The following is a 19437-nucleotide window of genomic DNA, read 5'->3' on the forward strand; positions in this document are numbered from 1 at the left end:
GCAAGCGATCAAAGACGCCGTCGATGCGGGCGTGACAAATTACAAGGCGCTGTCGTCTGCGATCGACAAGAACCACGCCTATGTGCAGCAGTTCGTCGAGCGGGGCACGCCGCGCGAATTGAAAGAGCGTGACGAGCGTACGATTAGGGAAATCATAGGCGGGAAAGCTCCGGCAGCTCCGGCAAGATCGACGTCCTTCAAGCCTCTCATCACGCCAGGCTCAGAGTTGGTGGGAGCACGAGACTTCCCGATCTACGCTGCAGCTCAGGGCGGCGAAGGCCACGTCATAATCACTTTCGACCCTGTGGAAATAGTAAAGCGGCCGGCTGTTCTAGAAGGAGTCAGGGGCGCGTATGGCGTTCTCCTTACAGGTAGCTCGATGGAGCCAGCTTACTGGCCGGGAGATATGGCGCTCGTTCATCCCCACCTACCGCCTGCCCGTGACACGGATGTCGTGCTTTTCCATGTGCCGCCACACAGCGAGGCCGAAGCGATCATCAAGCGCCTAACGTCCTTCAACGACAAGGAATGGCGGTTGAAGCAGTATAACCCGGCTGACGATTTCATCGAGAGCCGGGTCGAGTGGTCAATCTGCCACCGCGTTGTCGGGAAGTACAACGCGCGCTAGGCAGCCATTTCCGCCGCTTCGTCCGGCAGTTCTCCGAATGTCGCAAGGATAATGGCATCCGTATATTCGCCCGTCGTGGGATCGCCCGACCGGCTAAACGCTACAACACCTACCTTCGTCTTTGCTAACCTCTCAAGCATCCTGAAGGCGTGGCCCTGATCGGTAGCCTGGATGGGTGTGTCCGCTAAAAGCGCTCCCCTTTTTCCACGGGTGAAGCTCTGCACTACAAAATACGTGATCATCATTGCTCTCCGCTGTTTTATTTTCTGCGGCTCCAATCGTGACTCCGATTGAAGAACGAAACAAGAACAATCTATGCGAGTCGATTAATTTCTTATCGGCAGGATTTTTCCTATTGACACTATTATAGGAATTTTCCTACATTACTTCCATCAACGAAACGCCATGGCGCGGAGATGGAAATGAACCTCGAATTCAAAATCAGCATCTCAGATTTCGACAGCGCAGCGTGGAAGCGCCTTCAGGCCGCCCGCAAGGAAGTCTCGAATATCGAGGCCGAAATCATGAAGGCCTACAATGACAGCCCGCGCATGAAAGCGGCTCTCGATTTGGCCGGGTTCAGCGACTACGGCAGCAAGCTCACCCCCGTCAGTCGTATCGAGACTTCGCGCATCGTCACGAACGTCACCGTCGATACCGTCGAACCCAAGGGCACCGTCACCCGTCAGCTTTATCTTGGCGAGAAGACTATCAACGCCCTCCTCAACGGCAAGCTTCTCACTGACGACCAGAAGAAGGCGCTGCTCAAGCAGGTGGGCGTCGATCTCGATGAACTGTCTGAAAAGGCAGGTGCGTGATGCAGCACGTCCGAGACATCGCTACCGATCGCAGCAAGAGCGACCAGCGCTGGAACAGCGCCAAGACGCTCGCCGACTGCAACGCCTACATGGCGATCGAGGCTCAGCGCGCTGGCGCGATCGGATTCGTCCATATCCGCAAGCCTGAGCATGCCGTGAAGGGGCCGAACTGGCTGCGCGGCGCCATGGATCGCGTCACCACCCATTACGACTACGCCCGCCAGATTATGGGCATCACCGAGCAGGATCAGTTCTATGCGTAATAGCAAGTACACACCCGGCCCTTGGACTGCTCATGCGACCGGCCACGCCAGAAGCGGCAAGCCTGAATACGAAATTCACTGGTCTGCCGATGGCGAATGCGTGGCGGAAATCGTCCATGGCGAAGCCGACGCAAAGCTGATCTCGGCCGCTCCGGACCTGCTTGAGGCTCTGAAGTATGCCCTAAGCTACCAGCCGAAAGACGATAGCTGCGATCCTTGGGCATCCGATGCCCGAGCCGCCATCGCTAAGGCAAAAGGCGGTGCAGCATGACCGACGCCCGCGACGAAATCACCCGTCTCCGCCTCGGCCTCCATGCCGCTATCGCCTACCTCCAGCACTGCAAGGATGACGCCGAGTGCAAGCTCGTCTCGTACCCTGACACCATCCAGCGGGGAATCGATGACCTGCAGGGCGTTCTGAACGGCGGAAATGCCTGTGACGTGTTCCGGGCTGCTGCGATTGTTCGCGGCGCTGACTTCCAAGGCGAAGTCCCGGCGCTCAAGTCGGCGGTGCAGCCATGACCTTCCACGACGACATCGCCTCCCGTCTCGAAGACCTCCGCCGGCGCGAAGCCGCGCACCGCGAGAAGAGCCTTCGCCGGATCGACGCCATCAACAAGGCGATCACCCTCATCCTCGCAGTGGCCGCCGTCGGCGTCCTCACCTTCATCTGCGCAATCCCGTCCGAGCAGCAGCTCAAGGATAGCGCGCTCGATTGCCAGGAGGCATGTGTCACATGGCAGAAGTAGAATTCAACATCGCCCGTCAGGCAGAGGCTGCAAAGCGCCTGATGATCAACCTGCGCTCTCAAGGTGTCGATGACGATCAGGAACTGGTCAACGACACGATTGAGGGCGAGACCTCCCTTATCGAGGCGATCACCGCCGCGCTTGCCGAGATCGACGAATGCGACGTGCATATCGTCGGGCTCAAGGCCAAGGAAGCGGAATTCGCAGAGCGCCGCCGCCGTATGGAAGAGCGCGCCGACCGCATCAAGGCGACGATCGAACAGGCGATGATCGCCACCGAGCAAGATAGCTTCCGGCTGCCAACCGCCACGCTGACGCTGGCGAAGCGCGCCCCCGGTCTGATCGTCACCAACGAGGCCGATATCCCGACCAAGTTCTGGATCGAGCAGGAGCGGCCCGCCCCGAAGCTCGACAAGAAAGCCCTCAGGGCCGCACTCGACGAAGGCACCATCCCCGGCGCCACGCTCGACAACGGTTCTCGCAGCCTGGCCGTAAGAAGGAAGTGATCATGAACGCATTGACCCGCTACGACATGACGCCGAAGCAGATTTCGCTCGTGAAGAACACAGTGGCGAAGGACTGCAACAACGAAGAGTTCGACCTCTTCTGCGAAGTCGCACGCGCCAAGGGACTGGATCCGTTTCTCGGCCAGATCATCCCGATGGTTTTCAACAAAGACAAAGCTGACAAGCGAAAGATGACGATCATCATCAGCCGCGACGGCCAGCGCGTCATTGCGCAGCGCTGCGGTGATTATCGGCCAGCCAGCAAACCAGCGATCTACGAAACCGACAAGGCTATGATGTCGCCGATCAATCCTCAGGGCATCATCTCGGCCACGACCTTCCTGTGGAAGCAGGACCCGAAGTCAGGCGAATGGTACGAAGTTGCCGGCCAGGCATTCTGGGAAGAATTCGCGCCCGTCTCTGACGAGTGGGTTTACGATCAGGAAGCGGGCAAGCGAAAGCCATCGGGCAAGAAGACGCTCGACAGCTCCGGCAACTGGTGCCGGATGCCCCGCCTAATGATCGCCAAGTGTGCCGAGATGCAGGCGCTTCGCGCTGGATGGCCCGAGCAGTTCACTGGCCTCTATGACGAGGCTGAGCTTGACCGCGCCAAAGTTCTCGACATGACGGCAACAGAGATCGTCGAGCAGGACCGACAGGACAACCGCATGCGCGCCATCGGCGGCAAGGATTCAATCACGGTCTGGTGGGAAGACGGTTTCGCGCTCGAAAACGTGCCTGACGGCCAGTTCGTCGATCGCGTCATCGAGCACCTGAAGACCACACCCCCGGGGAAGATCGCCAAGTGGCAGGACACCAACCGCGCTGCACTGCAGATGTTCTGGGCTCGTCATCCCGGCGATGCTCTCGCCCTGCGGAAGATGATCGACGCGTCGATCGACAAGGCTGTTGACGATAAGAAGGTTCTCGAAACTGTTGCGCTGGCGGGTGGTTGAGTATGAACCAGCCCCTTCCCTTCATTTGGACCGGCGAGGCTTTCGAGCCCGCCAACCGCCATTGGGCACGGAAGTGCGACGAGCGTTTCGTCGTCGGTCAGTCCTATACGCTCGATGAGCTGCATGTCCGGTCTTCGGCCACGCACGCTCACTATTTCGCCGCCTTGCACGATATCTGGCAGAGCCTGCCGGAACGCTATGCCGAGCAGTTCCCGACGGAGGAACATATGCGGAAATATGCGCTGATCCGCACCGGCTTCCACACGATGACGCAGCATGCCTGCAAGTCGGAAGCCGAGGCGCAGCGGCTCGCCGCCGTCATTCGCCCCTATGACAGCTATCAGCTCGTCACGGTCAAAGACAGCGTCGTCACGGTCTACAACGCCCTCAGCCAGGATTACCGCTCGATGGACAAGCGGGCTTTCGCCGAGAGCAAGGAGAAGGTGCTGGACTGGTGCTCGGCGCTGGTCGGTGCGGAGAGGAGTGCGGCATGAACCCGAAGCTTCTCCACATCCTGCAGCACTCGCTCGGTCTCGATGAGTACGGACGCGGCACCTTCTACCGAAACCGCTTCGTGACCGGTGAAGGCAGTGTCGACCACCCGCTCTGCATGGAGCTCGTCGGCCTTGGCTATATGAAGCGCTACCCTGCTGTCGAGTTGTTCGGCGGAAGCGACGCCTTCACCGTCACCGAAGAGGGTAAGCGCGCGGCCGTAGCGGAGAGCCCTGCTCCTCCAAAGATCTCGCGCAGCAGGCAGCGGTATCTCGATTTCCTCGCATACGATGGGTCCATGACTTTCATGGAATACCTCAGGTGGCGGGATTTCCGTGATCGGAGGTCGGCATGATCAACTGGCAGACCACCGCCGCAAGCGTCGTCGCTGAGGTCGATCGCAGCCTCCCGGCTGATGCCGATCTTGCCACCCGCAAGAAAGCCTTGCGTGCCGCTCGCCCTTGGGAGTTCGCCTCAACGAGCTGGGGCCGGAAGGTATGGGCGCGGCACTCCCGCAAATACCTCGAAAAGTTCGGCCTGCCGCCGTTGAAGGCGAAGGCTGTCGAAGATCACCTGTCTCCGCTTGAGCGGATGATGGCAAAGGCGAAGGGGAATGAAGCATGACCGACCGCCCTATTCCTTTCAGCGGTAAGATGATCTGTGCGAACCGTGCTGGCATTAAGACCAACACCCGGAGAGATCTGACTAAGACCTTCGCGCGGTTCCCGCAGCTCGAAGGATACGAGACGACTGGGGTGCTAAAGCCGATTGACGGGCGAACCGTTCCCTGCGTCGAGTTCGTACACTCAAAGCTTGGCCTCTGGGATCCAGAGACAAACCCTGCCGGTCGAAGCGGCTGGTACGTGCCCCTCAAAGCTGCTGTTGGTGATCGCCTTTGGGTGCGCGAAGAGTATTCAGGCCCGAGCCATTTTCGCCCGAAGATCGATCCGCCATCAACATGGCCGGTCGGCTGCGATGTTTGGTATTGGGCTGACGGCAACCCCGAGTACGGCGACTGGACAAAACCAAAGCCCGCCATGCACATGCCACGTTGGATGTCCCGCATGACGCTCGTCGTCACGGGAGTGAAAGTCGAACGGCTCAAGGACATCAGTCGGGAAGACGCCATCGCTGAGGGGCTTGAATGGGTTGCGCCCACTTACGGTATCTCAGGCATCGCCTCGACGTGGAACGGAGACCCGCGCGAAAGCTACTTCGCCCTCTGGGATCACATCAACGGTACAGGCGCGTCCGCTAAGAACCCCTGGGTAGTCGCCTACTCCTACTCCGTTCATCACGCCAACATCGACGCGATGTCGAAGGAGGCAGCATGACCCTCGTCAAAGTCAAAGCGCACACGCGTGGGGTTGAAGACCCCTTCGCCTCCATCATCGAAGCCAAGAAGCCCAGGTTCGCAGCGAAATGGGGTGTCGAGCTTGTCGGTACCGATGACGAGCGCCTACGGCAGCCTATCCCCGCGCCTATTCACGGTCCCGGCCGTGTCGTCCTTGATATAGCCGCCCAGCTTCTCGCGCTGGCGAAGAGCATCAGGAGGCACTGATGCGGAGGGAATTCACGAAGGCGGTTTACGCCCAGATCGTCAAGCGAGCCATGCTGGAAAGCGGCGAGATCGCCTGCGAGGGCTGCGGCCTGATCCTGGGACGCAGGAAGTTCCACGTCGATCACACCGTCCCTGACGCCCTGCAGATCGATAAGTCTCGCAAGCTGACGGCCGACGACGGCAAGCTTCTAGGCGTCGAGTGCTGCCATAAGCCGAAGACCGTCGTAGACCAGGGTATCATCGCCAAAGCCAAGCGCGTCGAAGAATCGTATCTCGGCATGCGCTCGCCGGCGAAGAAGCTCCGCGGCCCGGCGTTCCCGAAAGCCGCTCGACCTGAGAAAACCTCCACCAAAATTATGCCTGGCTACCGCGCCCTCTTCGCGCCGTCCGACCAGCAGAAAGGGCAATGAGATGAGCTATTGCCCAGCAACAATGTGTCCGCTGGTCGCGCCAAACGGTTCACCGTGGACTGGCGACGTGAATTCAGCTTGCCCGCAGAAAAGTGGATTCGGAGAAGGCCAGTGTGCTTGGTTCCACGATGGCGCCGGTTGCGGCGGCTGCAACATGGCCCATGAACAAATCGCTGAAGCTGCCGATGGCTCTCCCGTTCCCGTAGCGGGTCCAGACCAGCCGAAGCGCTGGGATGCGCGCACACCCCGCGACTACGAATGCCCCAGATCACACGAATGCCAGTGGCAGATAGAGGCGGAGAAGGAGGGAGGGTTATGCCCGCCCAGGACAGCGCTCCGGTTTGGTCTCGATCCTAAACTCTCACTTTTTTAAAGGATTTCAGATGAGCGACACTATCCGATCCATCGGCTCCCAGATGGCGACCATGATGTACAACCTATCGCGAGGTGCAAACCTGCCGGCGGAAACGCGCGATCTGATGCGGGATATGCATCAGCGCTGGGATGCGGCTGTTTCTGCTGACAAGGCCCCACCACCCCAGACACAAATGGTGGGGATCGTCCCACCGCATTGCAGCGGCTATTCGTTCGGTTTCGAGCCGGGCGTCCTGCATGTGAAGAAGGACGGCAGCGGCCACATCGTCGTCAACGAGCAAGACTTCATTCTCGAAGATGATCGTTGCGAGGGACCGGACGGACCCGAGGGCAGCGTCCATTGGATCGTTCGTCTCGACGCCAGCGAGATCGTCGCTCTGCGTGACTTCCTCAACGGCGCGCCAACTCCGCCCCCTCAAAAGGTGGCGGTCAAGCCGCTGGAGTGGAACCCATACCGCGCCGAGACACCTTTTGGCTGGTATGACATCAATGATCAGAGCGATGTTCCAGAAAGCGAACTTAAGGGACGCCCGCCGTTCCTCCTTTGCGGCAGTAGGATGGACTATTCTAGGCATAGAACACTGGATGCCGCACGCTCTGCCGCCCAAGCCGACTACGAGGCCCGCATCCGCGCCGCTCTCTCTGCGGAGGTGGAGGGATGAAGATGCCGATCGACAAGGACTGGTTCGAAAAGCGCGCCAAAGCCGAAGGCGATGCGGACCCGACTACCGGCCGCCGCAAAACGATGACGCTCAATCTCACGGACGACGAGCTCGCGCAGCTTGAAGAGTTGGCGACCGGCAAGAAGCCCCGCAAGAAGGCTTCATACGTCGGCGTTCCCGCAATCTTCGAATTGACGATGGCCTGTAACGTCCTGATCCGGGCTTACGGCGCATCGATCTATCATGTCGGCAGTTCGCTTGAGCGCGCAGACTGGCGAGACGTTGACCTGGTCATGATCCTCGACGACGAGGCTTTTACCAAGGAATTCCCGAACGCGCCGCTTCATAGCGCCGCTTGGGAGCACGATCCGAAGTGGCTGGTTCTCACCGTGTCTCTATCGAAGTGGCTTTCCGAAAAGTCTGGTGTTCCGGTGGACTTCAAGTTCCAACCTCGCACGTTCGCCAACGAGCGCCACAGCGGACCCCGCAATCCAATCGGCCGGTACATCAATCATCGCCCGCCTGAGGAGGACGAAGAATGATCAGAGCGATCGTATGCGGGGGCCGCGACTATTCCGACAGGCAGGCTGTCTTTGCTGCTCTAGACGAGCTGCGGCCAGATGTCGTCATCCAAGGAGCGGCAAAGGGAGCGGACGCGCTGGCTTTCGAATGGTGCCGAGCGCGCCATGTCGAGTGCTGGAACATTCCGGCTGACTGGAAGACGCACGGCAAAGCCGCTGGCCCGATCCGCAATCGTCGCATGCTGGAAAGGTATCGGGCAAATCTGGTCATAGCCTTTCCAGGCGGGACCGGCACGGCTGATATGATCAGGCAGGCCGAAGCGGCGTCAATCAAGGTACTGCGCTACCCACCACCCATTAAGACGATGTTGGAGGGTTCCAATGGCTGAAGACTTCTCGGCCGATGCGGCGGAGTTCCGTTGCCTCGTACCGTTCCCGGATCAATCGGCAAGCTTCGTACATGGTTTCGAAGCCGGCATGATCTGGCAGCGGATGGTCAATGGTGACCCGCAGATTGGCGGCCTCGATGAAATCGCCACTCACGTCGAGAACGCCGCCGCGTTCCAGAAAATGGCTGACGCGCAGGGTTACGAGCTTGAATTATCGGACTTCGGCGACGGCTGGATCATCGCGACATTCATCAAAAGGCCGCGCCGCTTCGGTGTGATCGAAGGAGGTGCGGCATGAACGCGCAATCACCAGCACCCCTTATGAGGGAGGCAGAATGACCAGAGCCGCCCTCGTCAAGGCCGCGGACCTCAAACGCATCGCGAATGCTGCGAAGGCCACCGGCATGAGGTTCGAAATCGAGGTGAACGGAACAATCGTCCGCGCAATCCCCGATATCCAAGATATCCACAGGCCGTCAGCAGTTGACCCGCAACCTGAAGACTTCACGTCATTGGCCGAATGGCAGGCGTGGAGAGATCGAGAACGTGCTCGTGAAGCTCAAAGGCATTCATAAGGTAAAGCGGACACTCGCTGACGGAACTACGCGCTGGCACTACTATGCCTGGCGCGGAGGGCCTAAAATGGTGTCTGCCCCCGGCTCCGAAGCGTTCTCAGCCGAGTTGGCAAGGCACAAGCAGGAGGCCGCGCCAATTGAGGTGAAAACCCTCGACAGCCTAATTGCTGCTTTCGAAATGAGCCCAGCATTTGCTTCTCTCGCCGAAACCACGCAGGACGCCCATAAGTTCTCGTTTAAGGAAATTCGCAAGGAATGGCCTAGCCTGCCGCTGAAGCTAACCCAACAGCGCGGAATGAAAGCGTTAATCCGCAAATGGCATCACACTTTCGCGGCGAACCCACGCAAAGCCGATCAGATGCTTTTCTCCCTCTCACGTGTCTTCACCTACGGGATCGACGAGGAGATGATCGACAAGAACCCATGCACGGGCGTCGATCGGCTTTACACTGGGTCTCGAAAGGAAAATGTCTGGACGCCGGCGCTGATCGCGCTCTTCCGAGCCAAGGCGCATGCTCATCTGCGCTTGGCTTTCGAGATGGCGATCCATACCGGTCAGCGGCAGGCCGATATGCTGTCGGCAACGTGGAAGCAATACGACGGCACGCACCTGATGTTCGAACAAGGGAAGTCGAAGCCAGGGAAACCGAAGAAGCGTGTCAGGGTGAAGGTCCACAGCACGCTCAAAGCGATGCTCGACGGGTTGCCAAAGGACACATTGCGGATCCTGAACAACTCGCGAAAGCGCCCATGGACAAAGAGCGGCTTTAAGACGTCTTGGGGGAAAGAGTGCGATCGGCTTGAGATCGAAGGTGTGACGTTCCACGACCTGCGGGGAACATTCATCACCGACAGGCGGCGAGAAGGATCGACGGTCGAACAGATCGCATCGATCACTGGGCATTCGATTGCGGAGGTGGGAAGAGTGCTCGAAAAGCACTATCTGGCGACAGACCAGCAGACCAGCGATGCGGTCATTTTGCGCATGGAAAAGAACATCACGTGAATGGAAAATGTAAACAGCGTCTGGAAAGGTGTAAACGGGCGCTTTGAGGAAGGTGAAATCGCCTCTTAACCCATTGAAATGTTTGGCGACCCCTGCAGGATTCGAACCTGCGACCACCTGCTTAGAAGGCAGGTGCTCTATCCAGCTGAGCTAAGGGGCCATCCGGCCGCTATCCAGCGATAGCGGCGAAACGCGGCATACACGGACACTCAGTGCGTCCAGGGCTGTGTGCGGGTATAACGGAAATTATCCGGATAGGCGACAGTCTGGCGGATCGGATCCTTGGGCTGCAGCACCCGGTATTCGATGCCGTTGCGCTTGGCATAGGCTTCGGCCAGTTCCTGGCTTTCGAAGGTCAGCTTGACCTGCTGGCGCATGTCGCCCGAAGAGGTGTAGCCCATGATCGGATCGATCTTGCGCGGCTGCTCCTGATCGAACTCGAGCACCCAGAGATGCGTCTTGGCCTTGCCGGACTGCATGGCGGTCTTGGCTGGACGGTAGATCTTGGCAGACATCGCTGCATTCGCCTCCGGATACGCGGACAACATCCGCTGGAATTTCAAACTGCCGCGCCGTCACCAGCACGGTTCCCTCCGCGCTATCTAACGCAAAGAGATGAATTTTGCTTATCCGCGAATCCCTGCGGTTTCAAGAAAAAAGCCGAGCCGCACCCAACTGCCGCTGCTTACTTGGCGGCAAGCTTGTCCGTGGGCCGCCGGCAGGGGGAGATAAGGTCGAGCGACGCATCGCGGACGCTGGTTTCCACCTCCATCAGGCCGAGAACGCTGTGGAAGAGGTTATCGTGCGAGGCAGGCAGCTTGGCGCGAGCGGCAATGCAGGCGGTGTCGAGCCGCGTCTCGCTGGCGAAATCATCCGACAGCCAAAGCGCCATCGGCACATGCGTCTGCTCCTTCGGCGCGATGAAATAGGGCGCGCCATGCAGATAGATGCCGTTTTCGCCCAGCGATTCGCCGTGGTCGGAGAGATAGATCATCGAACCGGCCAGCGCGGCCTGATGCGCCTTCAGCTTGTCGATCACCGCGGCCAGCACCTGGTCGGTCATGACAACGGTGTTGTCATAGGCGTTGGTGATTTCTTCCGGCTTGCAGGTGGCGAAATCGGCGGCGCGGCAATCGGGGGTAAAGCGCCGGGCGCTGTCGGAATAGCGCAGATAATAGGCCGGGCCGTGGCTCCCCAGCTGGTGCAGCACAAGCACGCTGTCGCCCTTGACGCTGGAAAGCCAGTCATCGAGTTTGTCGAGCAGGATGGTGTCCAGGCACTCGCCGTCCTTGCAGAACCGCGGATCGCGGCTGTCGGGCAGATACTTGTACTTGATGCGGTCGGCGACGCCGTACATGCCGGTATCGTTGTCCCACCATTCGACGCCGACCTTGGCATGGCCGAGAACGTCGATCAGGTTATCGGTCACCAGCCCCTTGCGGTAGCTATATTCCGTCCGCTTGTAGACGGAGAACATGCAGGGAATGGAGACGGCCGTCTCCGTGCCGCAACTGGTGACATCTGGGAAGAAGGTGACGCCGCGCGCCTTCATCTCCGGATTGGTATCGCGGCCATAGCCGCCGAGCGAAAAGTCCTGCCCGCGGGCCGTCTCTCCGGCAACGATGATCAGCACACGCGGCTTGGCCGGGGAAGCCGCCGGGATCTGGTGCGCGTCCGTACCGATCGGCTGACGCACGAGATTGAGATTGTCGCCATAGGTCGCGGTGAAATAGACCGCGCTGCCCAGCGGAAAATGCGGATTGATGGTCATCATCAGATCGCGATGGATGCGGCCGACGGCGGCATAGGTCGGATAAAAGCCCATGCCGATCACCGCGATGACTGTGATGCAGGGCACGATCACGGCCATATTGTGCAGAAACTTGCTGGGGAACGGCCGGTGGACGACGCGCACGGCCGCGATGAACAGCGACGGCAGGACGCCGGCCAGCAGCATGTAGAAAATGAATTTCGTGGTGATCAGGTGCTGCGCTTCCGACTGCGTCGTGACGGCGGCATTGCGGATCATCTCGCGGTCGATGATGACGCCGAACCTGTCGGTGAACCAGGCGGCCGCGACAGCCGCCAGCAACAGCAGAATCAGCACCGGCTTGATGAGATATTTGACGGAAACGGTGACGGCGATCGCCACGGTCAGCGCGATCATGCCGATAACGAATCCGACGAAAGCCAACCGGTGGCCGTCGAAATAGACGTAGGCCCGGCTCCAGAACGTGTAGTTGGCAACGGCGAGAATATAGAGCGAAACGATGACGGCGAGCGTGATGCTGCCGATCTTGGGGCGCATCCGCGCCGTCTTCAGTGTCATGGCCATGCTGTCAGGTTCGCTCCGCGCCGGGCGGACCATCCGACTCAAGCCTCTGGCCGCCCATCTTAAAATCCGGGCGACCATGGAGAGGCTTCCTGACACTATCCTGAACGCAAAAGCCGCATTTAAGGATGGGACAAACGCGTTTTTGATATTGCGGCCCCCCGGCGAAGCGTGTATTGCCCCCTCACACGGAGTGTAGCGCAGTCTGGTAGCGCATCTGGTTTGGGACCAGAGGGTCGGGAGTTCGAATCTCTCCACTCCGACCATTTTTCCCTAGATTTCTACGGTAAGCAGGCGGTCATCCGCTGGTACGGGAGCCGATCATGCAAGTCGAAATCCCCTGCCCCAAATGCGGCAAGACCCGGATGAATTTCCCGCGCCCGCAGCCGCTCGATAACGACATCATCAGCTGCTACAGCTGCAATTTCGAGCTTGGAACCTATGGTTCGGTCAAGGCGAAGATGGCGCGCTTCATGGAACGCATGCGTCAGGCTGCGGTGACCCAGGCGCAGGCTGCAAAGAAGAAGCAGTAAGCTGCTTCCCCTTATTTTTTCGTGATCGTCGCGCTGGCGGCCTTATCGCCGGCCTTGATGCCGAGCTTCTTGACGATGCCGGCGTTCAACTCGACGACGTATTTCACCTCGCCCATCGAGTCGATGATGTCCTCCGAAAAGGGCACGGCATTTTCCTTGATGTGACGGATGACGCCCTTGCTGTCGATGAACAGCATATCGAGCGGCAGGATGGTGTTCTCCATCCACATCGTCACCCGGCGCGACTGCCCGAAGTCGAACAGCATCCCGGCATTCTCGGGCATTTCCTTGCGATACATCAGGCCGTACTGACGCTGCTCGTTCGTCGAGGCGATCTCGACGGTGAAGTTCAGCATCTTGCCGGAGGCCGTCTGCACGGCCAGCGGTTCCTTGTCGAAGGCCATCTGCTGTTGCTGCTGGGCAAAAGCAGGTGCTGCCACAATGAAAAAAAGCGCCAATAAGGCGCCTTTGATTCTATGCATTCTCATCAATCCTGAACATCAGTGTGCACGGCTTGCCGGGCTCGGCATATCCGGGTGAATCTCGGCGGCCATCAGACCCTTGTCACCGGGCCCGAAGCGCACCAGCACGACCTGGCCGGGACGCAGCTCGGTGAGGCCGAAGCGGCGCAGCGTTTCCATATGGACGAAGATGTCTTCCGTGCCTTCGCCGCGCGTCAGGAATCCGAAGCCCTTGGTGCGGTTGAACCACTTCACCAGAGCCCGCTCCAGGCCGCTCGTCGCAGTGACCTGCACATGGGTGCGCACCGGCGGCAGCTGCGAAGGATGGATTGCCGTGGACTGGTCCATCGAGAGGATCTTGAAGGCCTGATAGCCACGTTCGCGGCGCTGGATCAGCGCGACGATGCGGGTGCCTTCGAGGATTGTCTGATAGCCATCGCGGCGCAGGCAGGTCACATGAAGGAGCACGTCCTGCATGCCGTTGTCGGGGACGATGAAACCGAATCCCTTGGCGACATCGAACCACTTAACGACACCGGTGATTTCAATGAGATCGACGCTATCCCCCGATAGCTCTTCGAGCTCAATGAACTCCTTCGATGAAATCCTATCAGCCATGTCGCCAGCCCCTCATTACGCGTCACACTGTTACGGTTAACTGATTCTTGAAATCAAGATTAACATCTTGGTAACGGATAAGCGCAAGTCCTGTTTTCGGTTATTCCCAGTTGCTGATTTTAGCGTCATGTCTTGCCCGAAGCTGACGTCCGCTCGCCTATCCGGGTTACGACCCAACATTCGAAAGGAAATAGAATGCGTTATCTCCATACCATGGTCCGCGTGAAGGACCTCGATGCCTCGCTGCATTTCTACTGCACATTGTTCGGACTGAAAGAAATCCGTCGCTCGGAGAACGAAAAGGGCCGTTTCACGCTCGTTTTCCTTGCTGCCACCAACGACATTTCCGACGCTGAAGCCTATGGCGCCCCCTGCCTCGAGCTGACCTATAACTGGGACACGGAGGATTATACCGGTGGACGCAACTTTGGTCACCTCGCCTATGAGGTGGATGACATCTACGCCACCTGCCAGCAGCTGATGGATAGTGGAATCACCATCAACCGCCCACCCCGCGACGGCCGCATGGCCTTCGTCCGCTCTCCGGACGGCATTTCGATCGAGATTCTGCAGAAGAATGGCAGCTTGCCGGCAGCCGAACCCTGGCTTTCCATGGGCAATACCGGCGTCTGGTAGGCCGAGGCTTTAGTGAGGCTTGCGGCTTTTGCGATTTCCGGCACGAGACGCCGGTTCGCACTTGCCGCATGCAGCCGCCGCAGGCACCTTCCGTTCAATTCTTGCAGTCGGGCTAGCGCCGGGCTGCTTCAGTTTTGACCGGAGAGCCTACGCTTGCCCCATCTTCGAACCCGTCCGTGCCTGCTTCTTGCCGCAGTCTCGACGCTTGCGCTTGCAGGCTGCGTGTCCGACCAGAAGGCACTCGATTCTGCGGCTGCTGCACCCGCGCCGGCCGCCGCGCAGCAGGCGGCGAGCGCTCCCGCCGGCCAGCCGGGCGCCAAGACGGCAGGCTATCGCGACCCGATGGTGGCAGCGGCCGGAGGCCAGCAGCAGACAGTGGCGATGGATCCCAATGCCGCGAGCATGCCGCCCGGCGCACCTCAGATGCAGCCCGCCAATATCGGTGGCATGGCGATGCAATCGACCCGCATCAATGCCAATGCGATGAGCATCTTCTCGGCGCAGCCCGCACCACCTCAGAACAACCGCACCTCGACGGTCATCCAGCCGGCCGATGCAAACGCCTATGCGCCCGTGCAGGGGGGATTTGCAACGTCGCGCGGCGGCGTCTTCGGGACGCCCCAACAGCAACAGCAGCCTCAACAGGCGCCGCAGGGCGAGATTTTGCTGCCGCAACAGTCGTCGCAGAATACCAGCACCCAGGTTGCGCCCTATCAGGCAGCGTCGCTGGCAACAGGCAGCCTGCAGGGCGCCTCCACCAACGCGCTTTATGCCGCGCCGAAGCAGAACCTGCTCGGCAGCCTCTCCGGGCTCTTGCAGAAGGCCTCGCTGCCCGGCATGACCCGCGTGGCGCCGAATGGCATCCATGTGCAGAACGCCAATGTCGAGGTCAGCTGTTTCAAGCCCAACCTTCTGAACGTCATCAAGACGGTCGAGACCCATTTCGGCCGCCCGGTGATCGTCACGTCGGGTTACCGCGATCCGGAGCACAACCGTCAGGTCGGCGGCGCCGAAGAATCGATGCACAAGAGCTGCGACGCCGCCGACATCCAGATCGACGGCGTCTCGAAATGGGATATCGCCAGCTATATCCGCTCGCTTCCCGGCCGCGGCGGTGTCGGCACCTATTGCCACACGGATTCGGTCCATCTCGACACCGGAAGCAATCGCGACTGGAACTGGGGATGCGGCGCCCGGCGCAACACGCCGCCAAGCGCCCGCGCTATCTGAAGGACGTCACGGTTTTTGCCGTGCCGCAACGTCACCTGCCGTCCCTCTCCGAAAGAGCTTGCGCAGAGTGTTGATTTAACTCGAAAAAATCCCGCTGATCGTGGCGTGTCATTTTTTTGAAGGAAATGCGAATTTCCCGCTTGCGGGATTCAAAGACCCTGACTATAAGGGCGCCACCACGAAGGAAGCGCCCTTCGTCTATCGGTTAGGACACCAGATTTTCATTCTGGGAAGAGGGGTTCGACTCCCCTAGGGCGTGCCACTTCTCTCTTTCATTTTCAATGATCGAGACGCTTGCAGAGCAAGCAGCTTCTTCCTGTTTACATCCGGAAAACTGACTTTTCGAGTATTCTTCGCGACGCTGATTATCATCGTTGGATGGCGATTCGGATCCTTTGGTGCGTGGCCGGCAAAGAAAGCCCCGCCGAAGCGGGGCTCTCTCCTTAACCGTCATTGGCTCTCGCCTTCGGACCTTCCTTGCTGCTCACCGAGGCGGTCTTACCGTCGGGCTGCTGGCCGAAATAGGTTCCGCCGAGATGGCCGCCACCGCTGGTGTTTTCAACCTGGCGCTCGGCGCGTTTCTGGATTTCTTTCGCATCAGTCTTGCTCATATCTGTCTCCATTGTTGAGGTGGTGACATCTGGAAAACCGGTACCGGCGGAATTCGTTTCAATCTTTTTGGGCCAGCGGCTGCAAACCGCGTTCTGCCTATCCTACCGCAGCGCGAGGCATCCCCTGCATTCCAGGGACTTCGGCGTCTGCTGCAAGCTATTTCCACAAGCTCAGAAAAAATCTACGGAATTTCGCATTTTACCGCTTGCGGGTCAGAAAGGTGCTGACTATAAGGGCGCCACCACGAAGGAAGCGCCCTTCGTCTATCGGTTAGGACACCAGATTTTCATTCTGGGAAGAGGGGTTCGACTCCCCTAGGGCGTGCCACTTCTCTCTCGATTTCGGAGAGAATGTTTTCAAGTTTTCGTGGACTTTCACACTCAGCAAAAAGACGCTCTCGACGTAGCGATATCCGACCGTCGTGCGCACCGCGCATCCAACAGGGTGGCGCAAGCTTCAATGCCAATAGTCCGGCCCGGATAGCCTCGCGGGAATCTCTCTTTCCAGCGGAGGCGGCATTCGAAGGACGCGACTTTGACGATCAACCAGCAGATTCCGACCACCCTGCCCGCGGGATTGCCGAGCCTTCAGCAATTGACCGGAAAGGCGCAACAATCCGGATCAGTGATCGTCTACCAGCCTTATCTCGACGCCAGGCAACGGGCGAATGTCGATTCGGCCGCCCTGCCCTTCGACATTTCCTTCAACACGCAATCGACGACTCGCGAATATGAACTCTTCCGGATCCTGCACGAGCACCATCTGCAGGCCGGGTTGCAGGCGGATGTGTTCTGGGGGCTGCTGTCCAGCAAGTTCGAGACAAAATCGGTCTCCAGTCTGCAATCCTTCATCTCCGAGGCGAGAAAAGCGCGCGCCGGCGGCGCCGATGCCTATGTCTACAATCCACTGATCGGCCACGCCGCTGTTTACAGTAACGTCTGGGAACACGCGATGATGGGCGGCCATCCCGGCATGGAGCCGGTTTTCGGCCATCTCAAAGAGATGGGCTATCCGATCGCGCCGCCGCAGGGCCGCACCTCATTCTTCTTCTGCAACTATTTCGTCGGAAATCAGAAATTCTGGTCCGGCTATTTCGCCTTTTGCGAACATATCCTGCAGGCGCTGGAGCAGGAAGCTGCGCGCGGCACGCCGGCCGGACGTGCCTATAGCGGCACGGCGAATTACAGCCGCGACGGTAATGCCGCAATGCGGCCCTTCGTGATCGAACGGCTGCTTGGGCTCTATATCCCGCATGCGGTGGCAAGCGGCATGAAAGTCTCCGCCTTCGTGCCCTCCGCCGAGGATTTCGAATGGAAGTTCGGCGCCCGGACCGGCCAGCTCCTCCACAGCCTCTACGGCCGCAAGGAAGCATTCCTGCAGACGCGTGATCCGGCGAAGCTCGAGCTCTGGCAGGAAGGCCGGATGCCTATCGCCAAGCAGCCGCAGCTGATCTGGACCGGCGACGATCCGCCCGACTGGACGCCGCGTGGCAATTTCCCCAAGGGCAAGTCGCGGCCGGCAAGCGCGTCAAGCGCCGGCGACCAATCGCTGCCCGCACCGAATGCCGCCGCCTTGCAGGCGATGAGCCAGCCCCTGGCACCGCTCTCTGTCGCAGAACCGGTTGCGTCAGGTCTTTCGGGCTTGCAAGCGTTCGAGGGCGGCTGGGATGCGCACAAGGACCGGCACTGCATCTGGATCGTCACGCCCAAGGGTTACAATCACAGCCATGCGTTCGACGAGGTGGCGCTCGGGCTGCAAGGTGCGTTCGAGGAGCTCGGCGGCTCGGCGCCGATCGTGCGCGAGATGAGCGAATTCGCCGGCCGTTCGCCGATCGTCTATGGCGGCAATCTGCTGCCGCCGGAGATCACCGCGCATCTGCCGAAGGACAGCGTCATCGTCAATCTCGAGCAGGTATCGGATGACAGTACCTGGATGAACGAGCGCTATACCGCCGTTCTCAAATCCTTTCCCGTGCTCGACTACAGCCCGCGCAACAGGCGGAATCTGGCCGCCAAGGGCATCGATCACGCCGGTGTTCTCGAAATCGGCTATAGCGAGGTGCTGACGCAGATCGAATGGGCGCCGGTAAAGGATATCGACGTCCTGTTCTACGGCTCGATGAACGATCGTCGTCGCGATATCCTCGTGGCTCTCCACGAGGCCGGGCTGAAGGTCGTCCATCTGTTCAACGTCTACGGTGCCGAGCGCGACGCCGCGATCGCCCGCGCCAAGATCGTCATCAACATCCACCACTATGAAAGCGGCGTCTTTGAGATCGTCCGCATCTCCTATCTGCTGGCGAACCGCGTCTGCGTTCTGACCGAAGGCGATATCGAGGATCCGGATCTCGAGCCGTTCATGGGCGGCCTGGCAGTCGAGCTTTACGAAGATCTCGTCGAGCGCTGCAAGGAGCTTATTGCCGATGATGAGGAGCGCGAGCTCATCGCAGCCAATGGATTTGCAGCCATGCAAAGCCGCTCGCAGGCGGATATGCTGATGAGCGTGATGCAGGCCGGATAGAAAAGACCATGCGCATCGAGACCACGACGATCGAGGGTATCCTGAAGATCACGCCGGCGCGGCATGGCGATCACCGCGGCTATTTTTCCGAGGTGTTCAAGGACGGATGGTTTCGCGAGAATGTCGCCGACATCACCTTCGTCCAGGATAACGAGTCGCTTTCGGCACAAGCCGGTACGCTCCGCGGCCTGCATTTCCAGACGCCGCCCTTCGCCCAGGGAAAACTGGTGCGCTGCCTTCAGGGCGCCATTCTCGACGTCGCCGTCGATATTCGCCAGGGATCTCCGACCTTCGGCCAGTGGCTCGGCGAAGAACTGACGCCCGATAACGGTGCCCAGCTTTGGGTACCGGCAGGCTTCGCACATGGCTTCGTGACGCTCGCTCCGGATAGCGTGATCAGCTACAAGGTGACGGCGCCCTACAGCCCGGAACACGACCGTGGCATCCTGTGGAACGATCCTGATATCGGCATCCGCTGGCCGGTCCAGGAGACGGATGCGGTACTTTCCGACAAGGACCGGAAGCTTCCGAAGCTTGCCGATATTCCAGGCCATTTTCAGTTTTCAGCACAGTAATTCAGGGGA

The 19437-nt window shown here is 59.6% G+C and carries 31 protein-coding genes and 4 tRNA genes; 28 read left to right on the plus strand and 7 right to left on the minus strand.

Features of this window, described 5'->3' with window-relative positions:
* Positions 1-31: 31 nt before the first annotated feature.
* On the plus strand, positions 32-628 hold the full coding sequence (locus AC1DIJ_RS23975) for a S24 family peptidase (RefSeq protein ID WP_477831623.1): 597 nt from the start codon (positions 32-34) through the stop codon (positions 626-628).
* On the opposite strand, the gene AC1DIJ_RS23980 is transcribed toward AC1DIJ_RS23975, so the two are convergent.
* The gene (locus AC1DIJ_RS23980; protein ID WP_477831624.1) at positions 625-906 is read right to left on the minus strand and encodes a hypothetical protein; all 282 of its coding nucleotides are present in this window, start codon (positions 904-906) and stop codon (positions 625-627) included. The two genes, AC1DIJ_RS23975 and AC1DIJ_RS23980, sit on opposite strands and share 4 nt — an antisense overlap.
* A gap of 144 nt (positions 907-1050) precedes the next feature.
* On the opposite strand from AC1DIJ_RS23980, the gene AC1DIJ_RS23985 reads away from it, so the two are divergent.
* The 19 genes from AC1DIJ_RS23985 (at position 1051) to AC1DIJ_RS24075 (ending at position 9911) form a co-directional block, all read left to right on the plus strand.
* The gene (locus tag AC1DIJ_RS23985; protein WP_477831625.1) at positions 1051-1446 is read left to right on the plus strand and encodes a hypothetical protein; all 396 of its coding nucleotides are present in this window, start codon (positions 1051-1053) and stop codon (positions 1444-1446) included.
* On the plus strand, positions 1446-1709 hold the full coding sequence (locus AC1DIJ_RS23990) for a hypothetical protein (RefSeq protein ID WP_477831626.1): 264 nt from the start codon (positions 1446-1448) through the stop codon (positions 1707-1709). Before AC1DIJ_RS23985 ends, AC1DIJ_RS23990 begins: the two co-directional genes overlap by 1 nt.
* Positions 1702-1980, plus strand: coding sequence for a hypothetical protein (locus tag AC1DIJ_RS23995; RefSeq protein WP_477831627.1), 279 nt, complete (start codon positions 1702-1704; stop codon positions 1978-1980). Before AC1DIJ_RS23990 ends, AC1DIJ_RS23995 begins: the two co-directional genes overlap by 8 nt.
* Positions 1977-2231 carry a hypothetical protein gene (locus AC1DIJ_RS24000; RefSeq protein ID WP_477831628.1) on the plus strand — a complete coding sequence of 85 codons (255 nt, stop codon included), beginning with the start codon at positions 1977-1979 and terminating at the stop codon, positions 2229-2231. The genes AC1DIJ_RS23995 and AC1DIJ_RS24000 overlap by 4 nt, the downstream gene beginning before the upstream one ends.
* Positions 2228-2458: a hypothetical protein gene (locus AC1DIJ_RS24005; RefSeq protein ID WP_477831629.1), complete on the plus strand. Its 231-nt coding sequence runs from the start codon at positions 2228-2230 to the stop codon at positions 2456-2458. Before AC1DIJ_RS24000 ends, AC1DIJ_RS24005 begins: the two co-directional genes overlap by 4 nt.
* A complete protein-coding gene (locus AC1DIJ_RS24010; RefSeq protein ID WP_477831630.1) occupies positions 2446-2964 on the plus strand; it encodes a siphovirus Gp157 family protein in 519 nt (172 codons plus the stop codon). The genes AC1DIJ_RS24005 and AC1DIJ_RS24010 overlap by 13 nt, the downstream gene beginning before the upstream one ends.
* Positions 2965-2966: 2 nt before the next feature.
* Positions 2967-3920: a phage recombination protein Bet gene (gene bet / locus AC1DIJ_RS24015; RefSeq protein ID WP_477831631.1), complete on the plus strand. Its 954-nt coding sequence runs from the start codon at positions 2967-2969 to the stop codon at positions 3918-3920.
* A 2-nt stretch (positions 3921-3922) separates the two neighbouring features.
* On the plus strand, positions 3923-4414 hold the full coding sequence (locus AC1DIJ_RS24020; RefSeq protein WP_477831632.1) for a hypothetical protein: 492 nt from the start codon (positions 3923-3925) through the stop codon (positions 4412-4414).
* The gene (locus tag AC1DIJ_RS24025) at positions 4411-4767 is read left to right on the plus strand and encodes a hypothetical protein (protein ID WP_477831633.1); all 357 of its coding nucleotides are present in this window, start codon (positions 4411-4413) and stop codon (positions 4765-4767) included. Before AC1DIJ_RS24020 ends, AC1DIJ_RS24025 begins: the two co-directional genes overlap by 4 nt.
* Positions 4764-5036 (plus strand): hypothetical protein, encoded by a 273-nt coding sequence (locus AC1DIJ_RS24030; protein WP_477831634.1) that lies wholly within the window; start codon positions 4764-4766, stop codon positions 5034-5036. The genes AC1DIJ_RS24025 and AC1DIJ_RS24030 overlap by 4 nt, the downstream gene beginning before the upstream one ends.
* A complete protein-coding gene (locus tag AC1DIJ_RS24035) occupies positions 5033-5746 on the plus strand; it encodes a hypothetical protein (RefSeq protein ID WP_477831635.1) in 714 nt (237 codons plus the stop codon). The genes AC1DIJ_RS24030 and AC1DIJ_RS24035 overlap by 4 nt, the downstream gene beginning before the upstream one ends.
* The gene (locus AC1DIJ_RS24040) at positions 5743-5973 is read left to right on the plus strand and encodes a hypothetical protein (protein ID WP_477831636.1); all 231 of its coding nucleotides are present in this window, start codon (positions 5743-5745) and stop codon (positions 5971-5973) included. The genes AC1DIJ_RS24035 and AC1DIJ_RS24040 overlap by 4 nt, the downstream gene beginning before the upstream one ends.
* On the plus strand, positions 5973-6383 hold the full coding sequence (locus AC1DIJ_RS24045; RefSeq protein ID WP_477831637.1) for a hypothetical protein: 411 nt from the start codon (positions 5973-5975) through the stop codon (positions 6381-6383). The genes AC1DIJ_RS24040 and AC1DIJ_RS24045 overlap by 1 nt, the downstream gene beginning before the upstream one ends.
* A 383-nt stretch (positions 6384-6766) precedes the next feature.
* Positions 6767-7420 (plus strand): hypothetical protein, encoded by a 654-nt coding sequence (locus AC1DIJ_RS24050; RefSeq protein ID WP_477831638.1) that lies wholly within the window; start codon positions 6767-6769, stop codon positions 7418-7420.
* Positions 7417-7962: a hypothetical protein gene (locus tag AC1DIJ_RS24055; RefSeq protein ID WP_477831639.1), complete on the plus strand. Its 546-nt coding sequence runs from the start codon at positions 7417-7419 to the stop codon at positions 7960-7962. Before AC1DIJ_RS24050 ends, AC1DIJ_RS24055 begins: the two co-directional genes overlap by 4 nt.
* Positions 7959-8330 (plus strand): DUF2493 domain-containing protein, encoded by a 372-nt coding sequence (locus AC1DIJ_RS24060; RefSeq protein ID WP_477831640.1) that lies wholly within the window; start codon positions 7959-7961, stop codon positions 8328-8330. Before AC1DIJ_RS24055 ends, AC1DIJ_RS24060 begins: the two co-directional genes overlap by 4 nt.
* A complete protein-coding gene (locus tag AC1DIJ_RS24065) occupies positions 8323-8628 on the plus strand; it encodes a hypothetical protein (RefSeq protein WP_112445151.1) in 306 nt (101 codons plus the stop codon). Before AC1DIJ_RS24060 ends, AC1DIJ_RS24065 begins: the two co-directional genes overlap by 8 nt.
* A 37-nt stretch (positions 8629-8665) precedes the next feature.
* Positions 8666-8905, plus strand: coding sequence for a hypothetical protein (locus AC1DIJ_RS24070; RefSeq protein WP_477831641.1), 240 nt, complete (start codon positions 8666-8668; stop codon positions 8903-8905).
* Positions 8906-8972: 67 nt separating this feature from the next.
* Positions 8973-9911, plus strand: coding sequence for a tyrosine-type recombinase/integrase (locus AC1DIJ_RS24075; RefSeq protein ID WP_477831642.1), 939 nt, complete (start codon positions 8973-8975; stop codon positions 9909-9911).
* An 83-nt stretch (positions 9912-9994) separates the two neighbouring features.
* Here AC1DIJ_RS24075 and AC1DIJ_RS24080 read toward each other — a convergent pair.
* The 3 genes from AC1DIJ_RS24080 to AC1DIJ_RS24090 form a co-directional block, all read right to left on the minus strand.
* Positions 9995-10071 (minus strand) — tRNA-Arg (locus AC1DIJ_RS24080).
* Positions 10072-10120: 49 nt separating this feature from the next.
* Positions 10121-10426, minus strand: a complete 306-nt coding sequence (locus AC1DIJ_RS24085; protein WP_112388167.1) for an ETC complex I subunit — start codon at positions 10424-10426, stop codon at positions 10121-10123.
* Between the two features lie 170 nt (positions 10427-10596).
* Entirely contained in the window at positions 10597-12246 is a 1650-nt protein-coding gene (locus AC1DIJ_RS24090; protein WP_477831643.1) for a phosphoethanolamine transferase, read from the minus strand.
* Positions 12247-12432: 186 nt separating this feature from the next.
* Here AC1DIJ_RS24090 and AC1DIJ_RS24095 point away from each other — a divergent pair.
* Together AC1DIJ_RS24095 and AC1DIJ_RS24100 are read left to right on the plus strand one after the other, a co-directional pair.
* A tRNA-Pro gene (locus AC1DIJ_RS24095) sits at positions 12433-12509 on the plus strand.
* Positions 12510-12566: 57 nt separating this feature from the next.
* The gene (locus AC1DIJ_RS24100; RefSeq protein ID WP_148194348.1) at positions 12567-12776 is read left to right on the plus strand and encodes a hypothetical protein; all 210 of its coding nucleotides are present in this window, start codon (positions 12567-12569) and stop codon (positions 12774-12776) included.
* A gap of 11 nt (positions 12777-12787) precedes the next feature.
* Here the strand turns inward: AC1DIJ_RS24100 and AC1DIJ_RS24105 are convergent, their stop codons facing one another.
* Positions 12788-13264, minus strand: a complete 477-nt coding sequence (locus AC1DIJ_RS24105) for a DUF192 domain-containing protein (protein WP_112388010.1) — start codon at positions 13262-13264, stop codon at positions 12788-12790.
* Between the two features lie 12 nt (positions 13265-13276).
* Positions 13277-13855 (minus strand): cold-shock protein, encoded by a 579-nt coding sequence (locus AC1DIJ_RS24110; RefSeq protein ID WP_112388009.1) that lies wholly within the window; start codon positions 13853-13855, stop codon positions 13277-13279.
* Between the two features lie 195 nt (positions 13856-14050).
* On the opposite strand from AC1DIJ_RS24110, the gene gloA reads away from it, so the two are divergent.
* The 3 genes from gloA to AC1DIJ_RS24125 all read left to right on the plus strand — a co-directional run bounded on the left by gloA (position 14051) and on the right by AC1DIJ_RS24125 (position 15983).
* On the plus strand, positions 14051-14491 hold the full coding sequence (gene gloA / locus AC1DIJ_RS24115) for a lactoylglutathione lyase (protein WP_112388008.1): 441 nt from the start codon (positions 14051-14053) through the stop codon (positions 14489-14491).
* Between the two features lie 153 nt (positions 14492-14644).
* Positions 14645-15721 carry a YcbK family protein gene (locus AC1DIJ_RS24120; RefSeq protein WP_112388007.1) on the plus strand — a complete coding sequence of 359 codons (1077 nt, stop codon included), beginning with the start codon at positions 14645-14647 and terminating at the stop codon, positions 15719-15721.
* A 187-nt stretch (positions 15722-15908) separates the two neighbouring features.
* Positions 15909-15983 (plus strand) — tRNA-Glu (locus tag AC1DIJ_RS24125).
* 181 nt (positions 15984-16164) lie between these two features.
* Here the strand turns inward: AC1DIJ_RS24125 and AC1DIJ_RS24130 are convergent.
* The gene (locus AC1DIJ_RS24130; protein ID WP_477831644.1) at positions 16165-16332 is read right to left on the minus strand and encodes a hypothetical protein; all 168 of its coding nucleotides are present in this window, start codon (positions 16330-16332) and stop codon (positions 16165-16167) included.
* A gap of 253 nt (positions 16333-16585) precedes the next feature.
* On the opposite strand from AC1DIJ_RS24130, the gene AC1DIJ_RS24135 reads away from it, so the two are divergent.
* The 3 genes from AC1DIJ_RS24135 to rfbC all read left to right on the plus strand — a co-directional run bounded on the left by AC1DIJ_RS24135 (position 16586) and on the right by rfbC (position 19428).
* Positions 16586-16660: transfer RNA gene (locus AC1DIJ_RS24135), tRNA-Glu, on the plus strand.
* 207 nt (positions 16661-16867) lie between these two features.
* Positions 16868-18853, plus strand: a complete 1986-nt coding sequence (locus tag AC1DIJ_RS24140) for a glycosyltransferase (protein ID WP_112388006.1) — start codon at positions 16868-16870, stop codon at positions 18851-18853.
* 8 nt (positions 18854-18861) lie between these two features.
* A complete protein-coding gene (gene rfbC / locus AC1DIJ_RS24145; RefSeq protein WP_112388005.1) occupies positions 18862-19428 on the plus strand; it encodes a dTDP-4-dehydrorhamnose 3,5-epimerase in 567 nt (188 codons plus the stop codon).
* Positions 19429-19437: the final 9 nt, after the last annotated feature.

Source organism: Rhizobium sp. 10N427 (assembly GCF_056394605.1).

Bases quoted from the DNA above. Each gene is read 5' to 3' on its own strand.
- AC1DIJ_RS23985 (WP_477831625.1), top strand. From the start codon at position 1,051: ATGAACCTCGAATTCAAAATCAGCATCTCAGATTTCGACAGCGCAGCG.
- AC1DIJ_RS23990 (WP_477831626.1), top strand. From the start codon at position 1,446: ATGCAGCACGTCCGAGACATCGCTACCGATCGCAGCAAGAGCGACCAG.
- AC1DIJ_RS23995 (WP_477831627.1), top strand. From the start codon at position 1,702: ATGCGTAATAGCAAGTACACACCCGGCCCTTGGACTGCTCATGCGACC.
- AC1DIJ_RS24000 (WP_477831628.1), top strand. From the start codon at position 1,977: ATGACCGACGCCCGCGACGAAATCACCCGTCTCCGCCTCGGCCTCCAT.
- AC1DIJ_RS24005 (WP_477831629.1), top strand. From the start codon at position 2,228: ATGACCTTCCACGACGACATCGCCTCCCGTCTCGAAGACCTCCGCCGG.
- AC1DIJ_RS24010 (WP_477831630.1), top strand. From the start codon at position 2,446: ATGGCAGAAGTAGAATTCAACATCGCCCGTCAGGCAGAGGCTGCAAAG.
- bet (WP_477831631.1), top strand. From the start codon at position 2,967: ATGAACGCATTGACCCGCTACGACATGACGCCGAAGCAGATTTCGCTC.
- AC1DIJ_RS24020 (WP_477831632.1), top strand. From the start codon at position 3,923: ATGAACCAGCCCCTTCCCTTCATTTGGACCGGCGAGGCTTTCGAGCCC.
- AC1DIJ_RS24025 (WP_477831633.1), top strand. From the start codon at position 4,411: ATGAACCCGAAGCTTCTCCACATCCTGCAGCACTCGCTCGGTCTCGAT.
- AC1DIJ_RS24030 (WP_477831634.1), top strand. From the start codon at position 4,764: ATGATCAACTGGCAGACCACCGCCGCAAGCGTCGTCGCTGAGGTCGAT.
- AC1DIJ_RS24035 (WP_477831635.1), top strand. From the start codon at position 5,033: ATGACCGACCGCCCTATTCCTTTCAGCGGTAAGATGATCTGTGCGAAC.
- AC1DIJ_RS24040 (WP_477831636.1), top strand. From the start codon at position 5,743: ATGACCCTCGTCAAAGTCAAAGCGCACACGCGTGGGGTTGAAGACCCC.
- AC1DIJ_RS24045 (WP_477831637.1), top strand. From the start codon at position 5,973: ATGCGGAGGGAATTCACGAAGGCGGTTTACGCCCAGATCGTCAAGCGA.
- AC1DIJ_RS24050 (WP_477831638.1), top strand. From the start codon at position 6,767: ATGAGCGACACTATCCGATCCATCGGCTCCCAGATGGCGACCATGATG.
- AC1DIJ_RS24055 (WP_477831639.1), top strand. From the start codon at position 7,417: ATGAAGATGCCGATCGACAAGGACTGGTTCGAAAAGCGCGCCAAAGCC.
- AC1DIJ_RS24060 (WP_477831640.1), top strand. From the start codon at position 7,959: ATGATCAGAGCGATCGTATGCGGGGGCCGCGACTATTCCGACAGGCAG.
- AC1DIJ_RS24065 (WP_112445151.1), top strand. From the start codon at position 8,323: ATGGCTGAAGACTTCTCGGCCGATGCGGCGGAGTTCCGTTGCCTCGTA.
- AC1DIJ_RS24070 (WP_477831641.1), top strand. From the start codon at position 8,666: ATGACCAGAGCCGCCCTCGTCAAGGCCGCGGACCTCAAACGCATCGCG.
- AC1DIJ_RS24075 (WP_477831642.1), top strand. From the start codon at position 8,973: ATGGTGTCTGCCCCCGGCTCCGAAGCGTTCTCAGCCGAGTTGGCAAGG.
- AC1DIJ_RS24085 (WP_112388167.1), bottom strand. From the start codon at position 10,426: ATGTCTGCCAAGATCTACCGTCCAGCCAAGACCGCCATGCAGTCCGGC.
- AC1DIJ_RS24090 (WP_477831643.1), bottom strand. From the start codon at position 12,246: ATGGCCATGACACTGAAGACGGCGCGGATGCGCCCCAAGATCGGCAGC.
- AC1DIJ_RS24100 (WP_148194348.1), top strand. From the start codon at position 12,567: ATGCAAGTCGAAATCCCCTGCCCCAAATGCGGCAAGACCCGGATGAAT.
- AC1DIJ_RS24105 (WP_112388010.1), bottom strand. From the start codon at position 13,264: ATGAGAATGCATAGAATCAAAGGCGCCTTATTGGCGCTTTTTTTCATT.
- AC1DIJ_RS24110 (WP_112388009.1), bottom strand. From the start codon at position 13,855: ATGGCTGATAGGATTTCATCGAAGGAGTTCATTGAGCTCGAAGAGCTA.
- gloA (WP_112388008.1), top strand. From the start codon at position 14,051: ATGCGTTATCTCCATACCATGGTCCGCGTGAAGGACCTCGATGCCTCG.
- AC1DIJ_RS24130 (WP_477831644.1), bottom strand. From the start codon at position 16,332: ATGAGCAAGACTGATGCGAAAGAAATCCAGAAACGCGCCGAGCGCCAG.
- rfbC (WP_112388005.1), top strand. From the start codon at position 18,862: ATGCGCATCGAGACCACGACGATCGAGGGTATCCTGAAGATCACGCCG.